At 68.3% G+C, this 16,405-nt stretch carries 14 protein-coding genes, 1 pseudogene and 2 riboswitches; of the genes and pseudogenes, 7 read left to right on the top strand and 8 right to left on the bottom strand.

Annotated features, from left to right (window positions below; all coding sequences use genetic code 11):
• Both DU475_RS18610 and cobT read right to left on the bottom strand, forming a co-directional pair.
• Positions 1–469: nitroreductase family protein (locus DU475_RS18610; protein ID WP_164632972.1), on the bottom strand; the 469-nt coding region annotated here is incomplete at its 3' end.
• Complete coding sequence (gene cobT / locus DU475_RS18605; RefSeq protein WP_164632971.1) at positions 466–1,521, bottom strand: nicotinate-nucleotide--dimethylbenzimidazole phosphoribosyltransferase; 1,056 nt, start codon at positions 1,519–1,521, stop codon at positions 466–468. The genes cobT and DU475_RS18610, both read right to left, overlap by 4 nt.
• Before the next feature lie 96 nt (positions 1,522–1,617).
• Positions 1,618–1,815: riboswitch (cobalamin riboswitch) on the top strand.
• 108 nt (positions 1,816–1,923) lie between these two features.
• Here cobT and DU475_RS18600 point away from each other — a divergent pair.
• The 6 genes from DU475_RS18600 to DU475_RS18575 all read left to right on the top strand — a co-directional run bounded on the left by DU475_RS18600 (position 1,924) and on the right by DU475_RS18575 (position 9,985).
• Positions 1,924–2,355, top strand: a complete 432-nt coding sequence (locus DU475_RS18600) for a DUF1636 domain-containing protein (RefSeq protein WP_164632970.1) — start codon at positions 1,924–1,926, stop codon at positions 2,353–2,355.
• Positions 2,352–2,882 (top strand): bifunctional adenosylcobinamide kinase/adenosylcobinamide-phosphate guanylyltransferase, encoded by a 531-nt coding sequence (gene cobU, locus DU475_RS18595; RefSeq protein WP_047309924.1) that lies wholly within the window; start codon positions 2,352–2,354, stop codon positions 2,880–2,882. The genes DU475_RS18600 and cobU overlap by 4 nt, the downstream gene beginning before the upstream one ends.
• 3 nt (positions 2,883–2,885) lie before the next feature.
• The gene (gene cobW, locus DU475_RS18590) at positions 2,886–3,890 is read left to right on the top strand and encodes a cobalamin biosynthesis protein CobW (protein WP_164632969.1); all 1,005 of its coding nucleotides are present in this window, start codon (positions 2,886–2,888) and stop codon (positions 3,888–3,890) included.
• Between the two features lie 134 nt (positions 3,891–4,024).
• Positions 4,025–7,738, top strand: coding sequence for a cobaltochelatase subunit CobN (gene cobN / locus DU475_RS18585; RefSeq protein WP_164632968.1), 3,714 nt, complete (start codon positions 4,025–4,027; stop codon positions 7,736–7,738).
• Positions 7,735–8,361: a cob(I)yrinic acid a,c-diamide adenosyltransferase gene (gene cobO / locus DU475_RS18580; RefSeq protein WP_164632967.1), complete on the top strand. Its 627-nt coding sequence runs from the start codon at positions 7,735–7,737 to the stop codon at positions 8,359–8,361. The genes cobN and cobO overlap by 4 nt, the downstream gene beginning before the upstream one ends.
• A 139-nt stretch (positions 8,362–8,500) precedes the next feature.
• The gene (locus tag DU475_RS18575) at positions 8,501–9,985 is read left to right on the top strand and encodes a cobyric acid synthase (RefSeq protein WP_164632966.1); all 1,485 of its coding nucleotides are present in this window, start codon (positions 8,501–8,503) and stop codon (positions 9,983–9,985) included.
• Here the strand turns inward: DU475_RS18575 and cbiB are convergent.
• Both cbiB and DU475_RS18565 read right to left on the bottom strand, forming a co-directional pair.
• Positions 9,958–10,929, bottom strand: coding sequence for an adenosylcobinamide-phosphate synthase CbiB (gene cbiB, locus DU475_RS18570; RefSeq protein ID WP_164632965.1), 972 nt, complete (start codon positions 10,927–10,929; stop codon positions 9,958–9,960). The two genes, DU475_RS18575 and cbiB, sit on opposite strands and share 28 nt — an antisense overlap.
• 1 nt (position 10,930) lies before the next feature.
• Positions 10,931–11,743, bottom strand: coding sequence for an ABC transporter substrate-binding protein (locus DU475_RS18565; RefSeq protein WP_164632964.1), 813 nt, complete (start codon positions 11,741–11,743; stop codon positions 10,931–10,933).
• 63 nt (positions 11,744–11,806) lie between these two features.
• Between DU475_RS18565 and cobD the strand changes: the two genes are divergently transcribed.
• On the top strand, positions 11,807–12,799 hold the full coding sequence (gene cobD / locus DU475_RS18560; RefSeq protein WP_013500568.1) for a threonine-phosphate decarboxylase CobD: 993 nt from the start codon (positions 11,807–11,809) through the stop codon (positions 12,797–12,799).
• A gap of 11 nt (positions 12,800–12,810) precedes the next feature.
• Here cobD and DU475_RS18555 read toward each other — a convergent pair whose 3' ends face one another.
• The 4 genes and pseudogenes from DU475_RS18555 to DU475_RS18540 all read right to left on the bottom strand — a co-directional run bounded on the left by DU475_RS18555 (position 12,811) and on the right by DU475_RS18540 (position 16,339).
• Complete coding sequence (locus DU475_RS18555) at positions 12,811–13,590, bottom strand: ABC transporter ATP-binding protein (protein WP_013500569.1); 780 nt, start codon at positions 13,588–13,590, stop codon at positions 12,811–12,813.
• Complete coding sequence (locus DU475_RS18550) at positions 13,587–14,612, bottom strand: FecCD family ABC transporter permease (protein ID WP_013500570.1); 1,026 nt, start codon at positions 14,610–14,612, stop codon at positions 13,587–13,589. Before DU475_RS18550 ends, DU475_RS18555 begins: the two co-directional genes overlap by 4 nt.
• 7 nt (positions 14,613–14,619) lie before the next feature.
• A complete protein-coding gene (locus tag DU475_RS18545; protein ID WP_013500571.1) occupies positions 14,620–15,678 on the bottom strand; it encodes a HoxN/HupN/NixA family nickel/cobalt transporter in 1,059 nt (352 codons plus the stop codon).
• A 73-nt stretch (positions 15,679–15,751) separates the two neighbouring features.
• Positions 15,752–15,966: riboswitch (cobalamin riboswitch) on the bottom strand.
• A 51-nt stretch (positions 15,967–16,017) separates the two neighbouring features.
• A pseudogene (locus DU475_RS18540) lies at positions 16,018–16,339 on the bottom strand (DMT family transporter).
• Positions 16,340–16,405: the final 66 nt, after the last annotated feature.

Here is a 16,405-nt window from a genome sequence, read left to right as displayed (position 1 = left end):
CAACGGAATAATCCAGCGCTTCGGGCATGGTCTGGCGGCCGACGCCGAGGCCCTGTGCGGTCGCGCGATCGCAGAACAGCGCGAACTGCCGCGGCGCGACGTCGATGCCTTCGAGTTTGAGTTTAGCGTACAGCGCCGCACGGTCGCCCTGATACGCGGTCGCTGCCACCTCGTTGCAGCGCAGGAAGTTGGCGCGGATCCGCGCCCGCGTCTCGGCCGAGTCGACGCTGATCCAGCGCCACGGCTGGCTGTTGCCGACCGAGGGGGCAAGCTGGGCCAGATCGAGCAGTTGTTCGATCAGCTCCGGCGCCACGGAATCGGTCTTGAAGCGGCGGACGTCGCGGCGCCACGCGATCAGTTCGGCGAATTTGTCGCGAAACGCTTCATCGAACACCGGCGGATTGGCGTTGGCGGCGGCGATCTCGGCCGGATCGGTCATCGCCACCAGTCTGTTCAGCGTCGAGCTCATAGTTTGCCTGCGAGCACGTCGGAGAGATCGGCGACGTCGGTGAGCAGCCGCGAAGCGGCGCGCAGCAGCGGCACCGCAAGGATCGCCCCGGTGCCTTCGCCGAGCCGCAGCCGCAGATCGAGCAGCGGCGCGGCATCCATCGCCTGCAGCGCGAGATCGTGGCCGCGCTCGGCGGAGCGGTGGGCGAATACGCAATAGTCGCGGGCTTCCGGCGCCAGCCGCACCGCGACCAGCGCCGCGGCGGTGGCGATGAAGCCGTCGACGATCACCGGACGGCGCTGCGCGGCGGCGCCCAGCACCGCGCCGGCCATCATGGCGATCTCCAGCCCGCCGAATTCGGCCAGCACTTCGAGCGGTGCGGTGGCGGTGCTGCGCATCGCCGCCTTTTCGATCGCCGCCTTCTTCTTGACCATCCCGTCGGCGTCCTGGCCGGCGCCGATGCCGATGCTCTGGTCGAGCGGGGCCGGACCGAGCCGATGCAGCAGCAACGACGATGAAGCCGTATTGCCGATCCCCATTTCGCCGAGCGCGATCACGTCCGCGCCCGCAGCGATCTCGGCACGCGCCAGCTCGGCGCCGCGATCGAGCGCCTGGCAGGCCTCCGCGATGCTCATCGCCGGCTGACGCGCCGCGTTGGCTGTTCCCATCCGGATCTTGGCGTCGATCAGGTCGGGATGTTTCGGCAGTTCGGCGGCGACGCCGGCATCGATCACCCGGACATCGACATGGTTGGCCGCCGCGAACGCATTGGCGGTGGCCTTGCCGGCCAGATAGGTCATCACCATCGCCACCGTCACGGCGGACGGATATTGCGACACGCCTTCTTCGGTCAGGCCGTGGTCGCCGGCGAACACCATCAGCACCGCGTTGTCGGCGCGCGGCGGCTGCGGATGTCGCATCAAAGCCAGCTCGATCGCGAGGTCTTCGATCCGCCCGAGCGAGCCGAGCGGCTTGGCCTTGCCGTCCACCCGCGCCCGCAAGGTTGCTTTCAGCGTCGGGTCGACCGGGGTGATCGAGGGCGGCTGCCAGGTGACGAGGGTGTCGGTCGGCATCGGATGGTCCTTTGGTTCGGCAAGGCGCGCAACTGACGTAACCGCGCAAGTCCGGTCAACACCACCTTCGCGTTGTTGACCCGCAACAGCGTCGCAGCTAGCGTGCGCCGCGATGGTCCTTCCGTAAGGAAGGTGAAAAGGGAAGCCGGTGGGAGACGCGGTGCGTCTCGATCCCGGAGCTGCCCCCGCAACTGTAAGCGACGAGCCATCGCCGAGGCCACTGGGAAATCCTGGGAAGGCGGCGAATGGCGGCGACTCGCGAGCCAGGAGACCTGCCATCGCGTATTGTGCTTTGAAGGCGTCGTCGGGGCGGGGTGCACCGGACGGAAGCAGTGCGGACGGCAAAGGCCTCTCCCGCGCGTTCCGACAAAGCTCGATAGCTGACGCGATGATTCGAGCCCGATGGATTCCGAGCCCCATGCCGATGTGAGCGCCGATCCGCCGCGCGTGCTGCCTGGCGCGCCGGTGATGGTCAGCGTCTGCACCACCTGCAAGACGATCGACGGCGTCGCCGTCGGCGCTCCGATGCTGGAGGCGGTCCGCGCCGCGCTGGCGGACGCCGGTTCGGTGCAGGTGCGCGCCGTGCAGTGTCTGTCCGCGTGCAAGCGCGCCGCGACTGTCGCGGTGTCGAGTGCGGGCGGCTACACCTTCGTGTTCGGCGATCTCGACGGTGCCAGCGGCGCCGACGCGGTGGCGACGTTCGTGGCCTCCTATCAGGATAGTCACTACGGCCTGGTGCCATGGCGGCAGCGTCCGGAACTCCTGCGCAAGAGCACGCTCGTCCGCCTGCCGCCGCCGCAATGGTCGCCCGACGATGGGCGGGCGCCGGCATGAGCGCGCTGATCTCCACCCTGGTGCTCGGCGGCGCGCGTTCCGGCAAATCGGTGTTCGGCGAACGGCTGGTCACCAGCAGCGGCCACGCTAAGATTTATCTGGCCACCGCGACCGCCAGCGACGACGAAATGTCCGACCGGATCGCGCATCACCGCGCCCGCCGCGGCGATGGCTGGACCACGATCGAGGAGCCGCTTGGGCTGGTCGATGCGCTGACCCAGCATGCCGGCCGTGGCCGCGCGGTGCTGGTCGATTGCCTGACGCTGTGGCTGTTCAATCTGATGGAAGCCGGTCGCGATCCCGAGGTCGAGGCGAGGCGGCTGGCGCGCTATCTCGGCGTCGCCGCCGGTCCGATCGTGCTCGTCTCCAACGAAGTCGGCCTCGGCCTGGTGCCGGAGACGCCGCTCGGCCGCGCCTTCCGCGACGCGCAGGGCCGTCTCAACCAGACCGTCGCCGCAGCCGTGCCCGACGTCGCCTTCATCGCCGCCGGCCTGCCGCTGTGGCTGAAACGCCAAACAGGAGAGTAGTTCATGACCGACCGCGTTCCCGTCACGGTGCTCACCGGTTTTCTTGGCGCCGGCAAGACTACGCTGCTGCGCGCGCTGCTCAATCAGTCGAGCGGCCGCCGCATCGCGGTGATCGTCAATGAATTCGGCGATGCCGGTTTCGACGGCTCGCTGGTCGAGGATTGCGGCGCGTCGGTGTGCGCACCGGGCGACATCGTCGAGCTGACCAACGGCTGCATCTGCTGCACCGTGGCCGATGATTTCATCCCGACCATGGAGAAGCTGCTGAACCGAGACACGCCGCTCGACGCGATCGTGATCGAGACCTCCGGCCTGGCGCTGCCGCAGCCTCTCCTCAAGGCGTTCGCCTGGCCGGCAGTGAAGACCCGCGCCACCGCCGACGGCGTCGTCACGGTGGTCGACGCGCTGGCGCTGAGCGAAGGGCGCGTGCCGCTCGACGACGACGCCGTGAAGGCGCAGCGCGACGCCACGCATGACGATCCGATCGAGGAAGTGTTCGAGGATCAGCTCGCCTGCGCCGATCTGGTGGTGCTGTCGAAGAGCGATTTGGTGGCGCCCGATCAGCTTGCCGCGCTCGAGGCCAAGCTGGCGAGCCGGGTACGGCCGAACGTCCGCATCGTGCGGTCGCATGGCACGCTGGCGCCGTCGGTGCTGATCGGGCTCGATGCCGAAGCCGAGAATGATCTTGCATCCCGCACTGGCCATCACGCCGAAGGCGAGGAACACGATCACGATGATTTCGACTCGCTGGTGATCACCCCGCAGCCGGCGGAGACGCTGGACGCCATGAAGGCGCGGGTCGGCGATGCGCTCGGGCTCGACGGCGTGCTGCGCGTCAAGGGCCATGCCCGTGTCGCCGGCAAGCCGGCCCCGGTCGTGGTGCAGGCGGTCGGCTCGCGGATCGATCTCGCTTTCGCCCGTCCCGACGCCGAGCGCCCGGACCATCTGGTGGTGATCGGCCTCAAAGGCTTCGATGCCGACGCCGCCCGCCGCGCGCTGGCGGGGTAGTTCATGTCGTCTTCCGTCATTGCGAGCGAAGCGAAGCAATCCAGGAGCTCCGGACCGGGAGCTGGATTGCTTCGTCGCTTCGCTCCTCGCAATGACGGGGAGAGCGCGGTGCTCGTGCCACCAAGGCCCCTCGTATGCACCTGAAGCTCGACACCAGCGTCAGCATCGACGACGGCGACGTTGCGCGCGATCTTGGTCAGGCGACGGCCGATATCGTGGTGCTGTCGGCGGCCGACAGCGATCTGGCAGCGTTCGGCGCGGCGCGCGACGCGATGCCGGACGACTATCCGACCCTCCAGCTCACCAATTTCCTGGCGCTCGGCCATCCGGCGTCGGTTGATCTCTATGTCGAGCGCACGCTGGCGAAGGCCAAGCTGGTCATCCTGCGGATGCTTGGCGGCGAGGCCTATTGGCCGCACGGCGTCGACAGCCTGCGGCGCGATGCGCTGGCGCGTGGCGCACAGTTCGTCTGCATTCCGGGTGAGATGGAGTGGAACGCGGAGCTGGCTGCGCGCAGCACCGCCGATCTCGACGACGCTCACGCGCTGTGGCGCTATTGCAGTGAGGGTGGTGCCGACAATATTCGCCTGGCGCTGCGCTACGCCGCCTGGATGATCCTGCGTGACGACTGCCCGCCGCCGCCGCGGCCGATGCCGGCCGCTGGTTTCTGGCCGGCCGAGCCGCCCCCATCGCAGCGCCGCCGCGCGCTGGTGATCTTCTATCGTGCCCTGGCGGCGAGCGGCGATACCGCGGCGATTGCGGCGCTGCGTGACGCTCTCGCCGCGCGTGACTTCGATCCAACCTGCATCTTCGTGACCAGCTTGAAGGATGCGCGCTCGATCGCATTCCTGCGCAGCGTGCTGACCGCGACGCCGCCGGACGTCATCATCAACGCCACCGCGTTTGCGACCGCCACCGCCACGGACGACTCCGGGGTACTGGCGTCGGCGGACTGCCCGATCCTGCAGGTGGCGCAGGCCGGGGTGACGCGCGAGCATTGGGAGCAATCCGGCCGCGGTCTCAATCCGCGCGACCTCGCCATGCATGTCGTGCTGCCCGAGGTCGACGGCCGTGTCTTCGCCGGCGCCGTGGCGTTCAAGCAGCGCGGCGGCGACGCCGAATTCGCTCCCACCGTGTATCAGCCGCTGCGGGACCGGATCGACGCGGTGGCGGACCTGGCGCAGGCCTGGGTGCGGCTGCGGCATTTGAAACGTGATCAGCGCCGTGTCGCGATCATTCTGGCCAACTATCCGAATCGCGACGGCCGGCTCGGCAATGGTGTCGGCCTCGATACGCCGCAATCGCTGCAGGATCTGTTGGTGACGCTGCGGTCCGAAGGCTACGCCGCCGGCGAATTGCCGTCCGACACCGCAGCGCTGATGGAGCGGTTGCAGAGCGGCCCGACCAACGAGCTGGACGACCGTGCCACGCGTGTCGGAGGCGTGAACTGGTCGGTGGCGGACTATGCGGCGGCGTTCGCCGAGCTGCCGCAGGCGGTGCGCGAGGCGATGACTACGCGGTGGGGTGCGCCGGAGCACGATCCGCATGTCGCCGATGGCGTTTTTCGCCTCGGCCTGCATCGTTTCGGCAACATCCTGGTCGGCGTGCAGCCGGCCCGCGGCTACGCGATCGATCCGAAATCGAGCTTCCATGATCCGGAACTGCCGCCGCCGCACCACTACGTGGCGTTCTATCTGTGGCTGCGGCAGGTGTTCGGCGCCGATGCGGTGATCCATCTCGGCAAGCACGGCAATCTCGAATGGCTGCCGGGCAAGAGCGCCGGGCTGTCGCGCGATTGTTTTCCGGCCGCGCTGCTCGGTCCGCTGCCGCATCTCTATCCGTTCATCGTCAACGATCCCGGCGAGGGCATCCAGGCCAAGCGGCGCACCGCCGCGGTGATCGTCGATCACCTGACGCCGCCGATGACCCGCGCCGAACTGCACGACGAGATGGCGCGGCTGGAAGCGCTGGTCGACGAATATGCGATGGCGGCCGATCTCGATCCCAATCGCGCCGACGCCATCGCCGAGGACATCATTTCGCTGGCCCGGGCGACGCGCCTTGATGAGGACGTCGCGATCGACCGCGATACTGCGACGCTGGACGCGCTGCGGGCGATCGACGCGCATCTGTGCGATCTGAAGGAGATGCAGATCCGTGACGGGCTGCACGTGTTCGGCCGCACGCCGCAAGCTTCGCAGCGCGACGAGTTGCTGGTGTCGATCGCGCGTCTGCCGCGCTCCGAGCTGAAGCCGCAGGACGCCTCGCTGCATCGCGCGTTGGCAAGCGATCTCGGCTTGACGGATGCGAACGGTGCCGCGTTCGATCCGCTGACCCGTGATCTCGTGACGCCCTATGCCGGTCCGCGCCCGGCAGCTCTGGCGGCACTGAGCGATCGGCCGTGGCGGACCAACGGCGATACGGTCGAGCGCGTCGAAGCACTCGCGCTACGGCTGGTGGCGAGCGAAGCGCCGCCGCTCCAATGGTCACAAGCGCGGCCCGTGCTGGACTGGATCGCGACGTCGCTGCGGCCGGCGATCGAGGCTTGCGGCGATGCCGAGCGCGATGCTTTGCTGCGCGGGCTTGATGGCCGCTTCATTCGGCCGGGGCCGTCCGGCGCGCCGACCCGCGGCCGTCCCGACGTGCTGCCGACGGGGCGTAATTTCTTCGCAGTCGATGTCCGCGCGGTGCCGACGCCGTCGGCGTGGCGGATCGGCCAGCTCGCCGCCGAGCGGCTGATCGAATCCTATTGGCAGGAGGCCGGCGAATGGCCGCGCTCGATTGCGCTGTCGGCGTGGGGCACCGCCAATATGCGCACCGGCGGCGACGACGTGGCGCAGGCGCTGGCGCTGATCGGTGCGCGGCCGACTTGGGAGGACGCCACCGGCCGTGTCACCGGTTTTGCGATCGTGCCGCTGTCGGAGCTGCGACGGCCACGCGTCGACGTCACCTTCCGCGTCTCCGGGCTGTTCCGCGACGCCTTCCCGGTGCAGATGGATCTGATCGCCAGCGCGGTCGCGGCAGTGGCGGCGCTCGACGAACCGGATGACGCCAATCCGATCGCCGCCCAGGTCCGCCTCCGCAGCGAACAATTAGTTCAGAGCGGCGTCGATCCCGATCTGGCGAAAAGACAAGCCGGCGCGCGGGTGTTCGGCGGGCGGCCCGGCACTTACGGAGCCGGGCTGCAGGCGATGATCGACGACGGCGGCTGGGACAGCCGCGATGATCTCGCCGGCGCTTACCTCGCCTGGGGCGGCTACGCCTATGGGGCGGGGCAGGAGGGGGCCGAGGCGCGTGACGAATTCGCGGCGCGGCTGACGCAGATCGATCTGGTGGCGCAGGCGCAGGACAATCGCGAGCACGACATTCTCGATTCCGACGATTACTACCAGTTCATCGGCGGCCTGTCCGCGACGGTCGAAAACCTGCGCGGACAGGCGCCGCGGATCGCCCATGTCGACACCTCGCGGCCCGAGGCGCCGTTGCCGCGGACGCTGGCGCACGAAATCTCTCGCGTGGTGCGGGGCCGCGCCGCCAATCCGAAGTGGGTTCAGGGCGTGATGCGCCACGGCTACAAGGGCGCCTCCGAGATTGCCGCCACGGTGGACTATCTGTTCGGCTTCGCGGCCTCGACCGACGCCGTCGGCAACCGTCATTTCGACCTGCTGTTCGCCGCTTATCTCGAAGACGACGCTGTGCGCCAGTTTCTGCAGGACGCCAATCCGGCGGCGCTGCGCGATATCGTGGCGCGGTTCGACGAAGCGATCCGGCGCGGGCTGTGGACGCCGCGCTCCAACCGCGCCGCCGATCTGCTCGCCGAATTTCTCACTCCGAAGGAAGCTGCATGACCGATCCGTTGCCCGACCGCGACGAAAACGCCCGCCACGCCGAGAAGGCGAAGAAGCGGAAGGCCGCGCACGACAAGAAGCTGTCAGGCATGACAGATAGCAAGGGGCTGATCATCGTTCACACCGGCACCGGCAAGGGTAAGACCTCGGCGGCGCTCGGCATGGTGTTCCGTCACATCGGCCACGACATGCCGGTCGGCGTGGTGCACTTCACCAAGTCCGAGAAATGGAACACCGGCGAGGCCAAGCTGCTGGCGAAATTTCCCGAGCTGGCGACATTGCACATCATGGGCGAGGGATTCACCTGGGAGACCCAGGACCGCGAACGCGATATCGCCGCGGCGCGCGCCGGCTGGGACCGCGCCAGGGAGTTGATCCGCGACGACCGCCATCGCATGGTGCTGCTCGACGAACTCAACATCGTGCTGCGCTACGACTATCTGCCGATCGAAGAGATCGTCGCGGTGCTGCTCGACGAGAAGCCGGCCGACAAGCACGTGGTAATCACCGGCCGCAACGCTCACCCCGCGCTGATCGAAATTGCCGACCTGGTGACCGACATGACTCTGGTGAAGCACCCGTTCCGTTCCGGCGTAAAGGCGCAGAAGGGCGTGGAGTTTTGATGCCTGCCTTTATTTTTGTCATTCCGGGGCGCCGCGCAGCGGCGAACCCGGAATCTCGACATTTTAAAACACCTCGGGATTCCGGGTTCGCGCCTGTCGGCGCGCCCCGGAATGACGGCCAAGTGGTGAGCAAGGCGCGATGACTGTGACCCCCGCCCTCATGATCCAGGGCACCTGCTCCAATGCCGGCAAGTCGACGCTGGTGGCTGGGTTGTGCCGGGCGCTGGTGCGGCGGGGGCTTAAGGTCGCGCCGTTCAAGCCGCAGAACATGTCGAACAACGCCGCAGTGACGGTCGACGGCGGCGAGATCGGCCGGGCGCAGGCAGTGCAGGCGCGGGCCGCAAAGCTGCCGCCGACCGTGCACATGAACCCGGTGCTGTTGAAGCCGGAGACCGACACCGGCGCGCAGGTGATCGTGCAAGGCAAGCGCTTCGGCCGACTCGGCGCCCAGCACTTCCTCGACAAGAAGGCGGCACTGCTGCCGCACGTGCTCGACAGCTTCGCGAAGCTCGCACGCGAGGCCGACATCGTGCTGGTCGAAGGCGCCGGCTCGCCGGCCGAAATCAACCTCCGCGCCGGCGACATCGCCAATATGGGGTTTGCGCAAGCGGCGAACGTACCGGTGGTGATCGCCGGCGACATCGAGCGTGGCGGTGTGATCGCGAGCCTCGCCGGTACGCATCTCGTCCTCGACGAGGCCGAGCGGGCGCTGGTGAAGGGCTATCTGATCAACAAATTCCGCGGCGACGTGCGGCTGTTCGATCATGGGCTGACGGCGATTACCGAGCTGACCGGCTGGCCGTCGCTCGGCGTGGTGCCGTGGCTGCCGTCCGCCGCCTTGCTACCTGCCGAGGACGCGGTCGATCTCGATCGGGCGCAGGCATCGACCGCACAGCGCATCATCGCCGTGCCGATGCTGGCGCGGATCGCCAATTTCGACGACCTCGATCCGCTCGGCATGGAGCCGGGCGTCAAGCTGGTGTTCGTGCCGCCGGGCACGCCGATCCCGGCTGAGGCCGACGTGGTGATCATTCCCGGCAGCAAGTCGACGATCGGTGATCTCGCGTTTCTGCGTGCACAGGGCTGGGATATCGATATCGCCGCGCATGTCCGCCGCGGCGGTCATCTGCTCGGGCTGTGCGGCGGCTATCAGATGCTCGGGCGCAGCATCGCGGATCCCGACGGCGTCGATGGCGCGCCCGGCACGGTCGAAGGGCTCGGCCTGCTCGACACCGTCACGATCATGCGGGGCGACAAGTCGACCACGCTTGTCCGCGGCGCTCATGTTGCGACCGGCGCGCCGGTCGATGGCTACGAGATTCATCTCGGCCGCACCGAGGGACCGGACTGCGCGCGGCCGGTGGTGACGATCGGCGGCCGGCCGGATGGCGCGATCTCGCGCGACGGCCGGGTGCAGGGCACTTATTTGCACGGCCTGTTTACCAACGACGACTTCCGCCGCGCCTGGCTCGCCGGTCTCGGCATCGCCTCGCAGCTCGCTTACGAATCCCAGATCGAAGCCGCTCTCGATGCGCTGGCCGATCATCTCGAAGCGCATCTCGACGTCGAGCGGATGATTGCAATCGCGCGCAGCCGTCAGAGCACGAATGCCAGCGCCGCGTAGATCGCCGCCTGCAGCGCGCAAGCTGCGATCATCACCCGCAGTGCGCGGCCGATATCGGCCGGCGTCGCCTCGCTGCGCGCTTCAGCGTTGAGATAAGGATCGTCGGTGATCTTGCCGCCGTAGCTGCGTGGGCCGGCGAGCGCGACGCCGATCGCCGCAGCCATCGCCGATTCCGGCCAGCCGGCATTGGGCGAACGATGCTTGCCGGCGTCGTGCCGCATCACCGTGATCGCTTGCCTGACCGAGCCGCGGACGATCGGTGCGACCAGCGCGATCAGCAGACCCGACAGCCGTGCCGGAATCAGATTCAGCACGTCGTCGAGTCGCGCTGCGGCCCAGCCGAACGAACGGTGCAGCGGCGTCAAATGGCCGATCATCGAATCGGCCGTATTGATCGTCTTGTAGATCAGCAGGCCCGGCAGCCCGAGCAGCGCCAGCCAGAACACCGGCGCGACCACGCCGTCGGAGAAATTCTCGGCGCTGGATTCGATCGCGGCGCGGCAGACTCCGGCTTCATCCAGCGTCTGCGGATCGCGGCCGACGATCAGCGATACTTTTTCGCGTGCTTCCTTCAGGCCGCCGGACGCGAAGGCGTCGCGCACGCGTGCGACGTGGTCGTACAGGCTGCGCTGTGCGATCAGCGTCGCGGCCAGCATGGCCGCGATCACCCAGCCGCCGGGCAGTTGCTGCAGCGGCGCTTCGAGCAACATCCCGACCAGTCCTGCGACCGCGATCAGGAACAGCACCGCGACGATGCCGGCGATCTTCTTGGTCCGCTCCGACCAGTCGTCGCGATTGAGCGTCCGATCGAGCCAGCCGATCAGCGTGCCGATCAGCACCACCGGATGCGCCAGCCGCTTCCACAGCCAATCGGGATCGCCGATCAGCGCGTCCAGTACGAGTGCGACCACGACGATCAGCAGCGCGTGGGAATCCAACAACATGTCAACGCTCCACGCGGATCAGTTCCTCGGTCAGCCGATCGAGTGCGTCGGCGAGCATCGGCCCGCCGCACACCGTCAGCCGTTCCGGCACCGTAATGCGCTTCGAGGGCGGATAGAAGCGTTGCAGCGCCGGGTGCAGCACAAAGGCGCGGCCTTCGTCCTCGGCGAAATCGCTGTCTTCCGAGATCAGCAGAAAGTCCGGCCGTAGCGCCACCACGGCCTCGAGCGAGGCGAAGCCGCCGCGCTGCAGGCCGAGGCCGCTCGCAGCGTTGCGCAGTCCGACAGTGTCGAGCAGCGTGCTGACCAGGCTGTCACGGCCCGACACCCAGCCGCGCCGCGCCAGCGGCAGCACGGTGAGCCGCGTCCGAGACGCGGCTTGCTTGGCGCGCGTCACCGCAGCGTCGATGCGGGTGATCGATGCCTCGGCCCGCTCAGGATGGTCCAGAAGATCGGCCATCTGCCGGATCTGCGCTTTGGACTCGTCGATCGTCTTCACCGAATCGAACTCGACGATGCGCTGGCCCATCTGCTTCAACAGCTCGCGCGTCGCGCGTTTGGTGAATCGGCCGCCGACCACGAAGTCAGGCTTCAGCATCAGCACCTCTTCGGCCTCGCCCGACAGTTGCGGAAAACGCGCCGCCGCGGCGGCGAGGAACGAGCGATCGGCATCGCGTGCATAGGGGCTCAACCCGAGGATCTGATCGGGATCTGCGAGCGTCAGCAGCAATTGATCGGTGCAGGCGTTGATCGACACCACCTTGGGTGCCGCGGCTGCGCTTGCAGCATTTGCGACACTCGCAACTAACAGTATCATCAATCCGGCTAAAAAGCCGCCGAGCCTCTCGCGCTTTGGTCGCGATGGTGGCAAGACACGGTGATGAAGCACGGCGGCGATCTCACAGCGGCGATGGCACGGCATGGCGGCGCCGCCGCCGCCGACTGGCTCGATCTTTCCACCGGCATCAATCCGCGGCCCTGGCCGATTCCGGAGATCGCTGCGGATGCGTGGCTGCGTCTTCCGTCGCAGGCCGACGAGACCGCGCTGTACGATGCCGCGCGCCAAGCCTACGAGGTGCCGGAGCAGTCCGGCATCGTCGCTGCCGCCGGCACGCAGGCACTGATTCAATGGCTGCCGTATCTCGCAGCGCCGGGCGGTGTCGCCATCGTCGGACCGACTTACGCGGAGCATGCGCTGGCCTGGCGTAACGCCGGGCGCGAGATGGTCGGCATCGCGTCGCTCGATGAGATTCCCGAGCAGGCCCGCCACGCGGTGGTGGTGAATCCGAACAATCCCGATGGCCGCGTCGTCGAACCAGAGACCTTGCGCCGCGCCGCGGCGGAACTGCGCCGGCGCGGCGGTTGGCTGGTGATCGACGAAGCCTTCGCCGATGTCGATCCGTCGTTGACTGCGGCAGCGCTCACGCCCGAGCTGCCGATCGTGGTGTTGCGCTCGTTCGGCAAATTCTACGGCCTTGCCGGCGTGCGGCTCGGATTTGCGATCGCGGGTGAGGCGACGGCGCGGCGGATCGCATTGGCGCTCGGGCCGTGGAGCTGTTCCGGGCCGGCGCTGCGGATCGGCGCCGCGGCGCTGCGCGATCGGGCCTGGGCGATCGAGACGCGCGACGAACTGCGCGAGCAGGCGGCGCGGCTTGACGAGGTGCTGCGCAGGGCCGGCCTCGACACCGTCGGCGGCACACCGCTGTTCCGGCTGGCGCGTCATCCCGAGGCGCATCGGTTGCATGAGGTTTTGGCGAAGCAGAGGATCTGGTGCAGGAGGTTCGACTGGGCGGACGATCTGCTCAGGTTCGGCCTGCCCGCCGATACCGCTGGGCTCGATCGACTCGCGGCGGCGCTCGCCGCACCGCTGTAGTGGCGGCACCGTCAGGTTCCGGACCACGGCAGGATCACGCCGCTGTCCTGATACTGCGCCCGGTAGGCGCTGACGCGAAACACCTGCTGCATGATCTCGTCCGACAGCGCGTCGTTGGGCGTTCCGTGAGCCGCTAGTGCGCCGCTCGCCATCACCAGCACGGTGTCGGCGAACCGGGCGGCGCTCCCCAGATCGTGGGTGACGACGATCACCAGCGTGCCGGCATCGGCGGTGGTGCGCAAGGTCTGCATCACGTCGAGCTGATAGCGCGGATCGAGCGAGGCGGTCGGCTCGTCGGCGAGGACCACCGGCGCCTCCAGCGCCAGCACGCGGGCGAGCGCCACCCGGCTGCGTTCGCCGCCCGACAGTTCGGTGACGATGCGGTCCGCGAACTGGGTGACGTCGGTGACCGCCATCGCCCGATCGACCGCCTCCGCATCCAGCGGCGACAGCCAGGCCGGATCTGTGGCGCCGTGTGGAAACCGCCCCAGCGCAACAACGTCGCGCACCGGCAGCGGCCAATGCACCAGATGGCCCTGCGGCAGATAGCCGAACCGCTTGGCGCGCTCGCGCAGCGCCAAGCTCGCCAGCGAATCGCCGCCGATGGTGATCTCGCCCTGCGACTCGATCAGGCCGGCGAGGGCGCGCAGCAGCGTGGTCTTGCCGGCGCCGTTCGGTCCGACCAGTGCCACCAGATGGCCGCGGGTCAGATCGAGCGAGACACCGCGCAGCACGTCGCGGCCGGAGAGCGAGACGGCGAGGTCGCGCGCGGTGAGGAAGGCGGCACTCATGCGACGCCTCCACCCAGCGCGCGGCGTTCGCGCACGATCAGATACAGGAAGAACGGCACGCCGATGATCGAGGTCAGCACCCCGACCTTGATGTCGGAGGACGCCGGGATCAGCCGCACCGCGATGTCGGCGGCGAGCAGCAGCGCCGCGCCGGCGAGCGCGCTCGGCAGCAGTACGCGGGCCGGATCGTGGCCGATCAGGGGACGTACCAGATGCGGCGCGACCAGGCCGATAAAGCCGATCGTGCCCGACACCGAGACGGCGCCGCCGACGCCGAGCGCGGTGCCGGCGATTACGATCAGCCGCAGGCGGCCGACGTCGATGCCGAGGCTCTGAGCGGTCTCCTCGCCGAGGCTGAGGGCGCGGAACGCGGCGCGCTGGCTGAACAGCAGCACGCCGCCGGCGACGATGAACGGCAACGCCAGCATCACGTGACGGAAGCTGCGGTCTTCCAGCGAGCCGAGCAGCCAGAACGCGATCTCGAGGCTGGCGAACGGATTGGCCGACAGGTTCATCACCAGCGCGGTGGCGGCGCCGGCGAGCGCGGAGATCGCCAGACCTGCGAGGATCAGCAGCAGCAGGCTGGCGTTGCGGCCGGCCACCGCGAGCAGCACGAACACCGAGACGAACGCCATCGCAATCGCCGCCACCGGCAGCGCGAACGAGCGGACGTCGGCGAGCCCGAGCGCGATGATCAGCACCGCGCCGAACGCGGCCGATTGCGGCGCGCCGAACAGCGACGGCGACGCCAGCGGATTGCGCAGCAGGCCCTGCAGCGCCGCGCCGGACAGGCCCAGTATGCCTCCGATCGCCAGCGCCAGGATGGTGCGCGGCAACCGGATCTCCTGCACGATGATCTGCTGCACCTCGCCGCCGAACCCGGCCAGCGCCTGCACCACGGTGAGCGGCGACAGCTTGACCGGTCCCACCGCGAGCGATCCGATCGCCAGCAGGGCCACGAGCACCGCGAGCGCAGCGGTAACGGCCGCCGCGCGCGAATTCGGTCCGGAACGTCGGGTCATACCGCGCTCATTTCTGCACGGCCGCGGCGGCCTGGTCGAGCCGGTGATAGCCGTTGAGACGGTAGATGATGGTGGAGACGATCCAGCTCGCCACGAACAGCGCCACGATGCCGTAGCCGAGCGCGCCGAAATTGGAGTTGAGCTCTTCGATCCACTCCCAGAACGCGCCTTCGAGATGGAGGCGCCCGGCGAGTAGCCCGAGCGTCTCGATACCGCCGATCAGCAGCGCCACCAGCACCGAGACCGTCGTGATGGTCATGTTGTAGTACAGCTTGCGCACCGGGTTGCGATACGCCCAGCCATAGGCGCCGAGCATCAGCACGCCGTCGAGGGTGTCGACCAGGGTCATGCCGGCGGCGAACAGCGCCGGGAACACCAGGATCGACCAATGCGAGATGTTGCCGGAGGCATTGGCGGCGAGCCCGAACAGGCTGATTTCGCTGGCGGTCTCGAAGCCGAGCGCGAACAGCAGCCCGATCGGAAATAGCTGCCAGCTCTTGGAGACGAAGCGGAACAGCGGCCGGAACAGCCGCGCCAGCCAGCCGCGCTGCTGCAGCAGCTCGTTGATGTCGTCGTCGTGCACGATCTCGCCGGCCTTGGCCTTCTTGAACGCGCGATACACGCCGCTCAGCACCGACAGATTGGCGATGGCGATCGCGAACAGAAACAGCGCCGACGCCGAGGTGCCGATCACGCCGCCGATCTCGCGATAGCCGGAGAACCGCTCGGTCAGCGAATTGGCCGCGATCGCGATCGCCAGCGACGCCACCAGCACCACGGTGGAATGGCCGAGGGCAAAGAACAGCCCGACCGTGACCGGCCGCTTGCCCTCCTGCATCAGCTTGCGGGTGACGTTGTCGATCGCCGCGATGTGGTCGGCGTCCAGCGCATGGCGCAGGCCGAGACTGTAGGCCAGCACCGCTGTGCCGATCAGCACCGGCTCGCCCGCGAACGCAGTCAGCGCCCAGGCCCAGGCGGCGATATTGGCGAGCACCAGGCCGCCGAGCACGGCGATCAGGCGGAAGCGGAATCCATCGGAAGAAGCGGGCAGAACGAGTTCGGTCATGGCGGTCTCCGGCCGGTGAGCAGCATCCTGTCACCTGTGCGGCGGACCGCTCCAGCCGCGCGCGCCGCACGGTGGAAGATGACGCGCTCAGGCCGGTCTCCTGGCTCACGGGTCGTCGCGATCCTTCGCCTTCCCGGGCAAGTGCCGCCCAGTGGCCGATTGAAGGATCGCTCGCCGCTCACAGTTGCGGGCGCAGCGCCGGATTTGGGTTTGCGGCCAGAAGCTTGGGCCCGCACCGGCTTCCCTGTGCCGGACGATTCCCGGCACACCTGAACGGGCGCGATCAAATGGAAGCGGGTGGGCTTTGTCAATCGCCGCCTTGGTCGGGCGGTATGCTGTTCACGCCGGCGTGCTGAGCTTCAGCCCGATCATGCCGGCCACGATCATCGACAGGCACAGCACACGGACGCCGCTCGCCGGCTCGCCGTACAGCGTCATCCCGACCACAATGCTGCCGGCGGCGCCGATTCCGGTCCACACCGCGTAGGCGGTGCCGAACGGCAGCGATTTCAGCGCGATGCTCATCAGCCAGAAGCTGGCCAAGATCGCGGCCAAGGTCACGACCGGGCCAGAACCGGGTGAAGCCTTCCGAATGCTTCAGCCCCAGCGCCCAGACGATCTCCATCAGGCCCGCGGCAAACAGCGCGAGCCAACCGGTCATGGCTTGTTGCGCGGCGGCAGCGTCAGCACGGCGGCTTGCGCATAGCCGCGATACGGCCGCTCGAAC

This window comes from Rhodopseudomonas sp. WA056 (assembly GCF_010906995.1).
GTDB lineage: Bacteria > Pseudomonadota > Alphaproteobacteria > Rhizobiales > Xanthobacteraceae > Rhodopseudomonas > Rhodopseudomonas palustris_G.
Note: the sequence above shows the minus strand (reverse complement) of the source record. Positions and strands in the feature narration are given on the sequence as shown.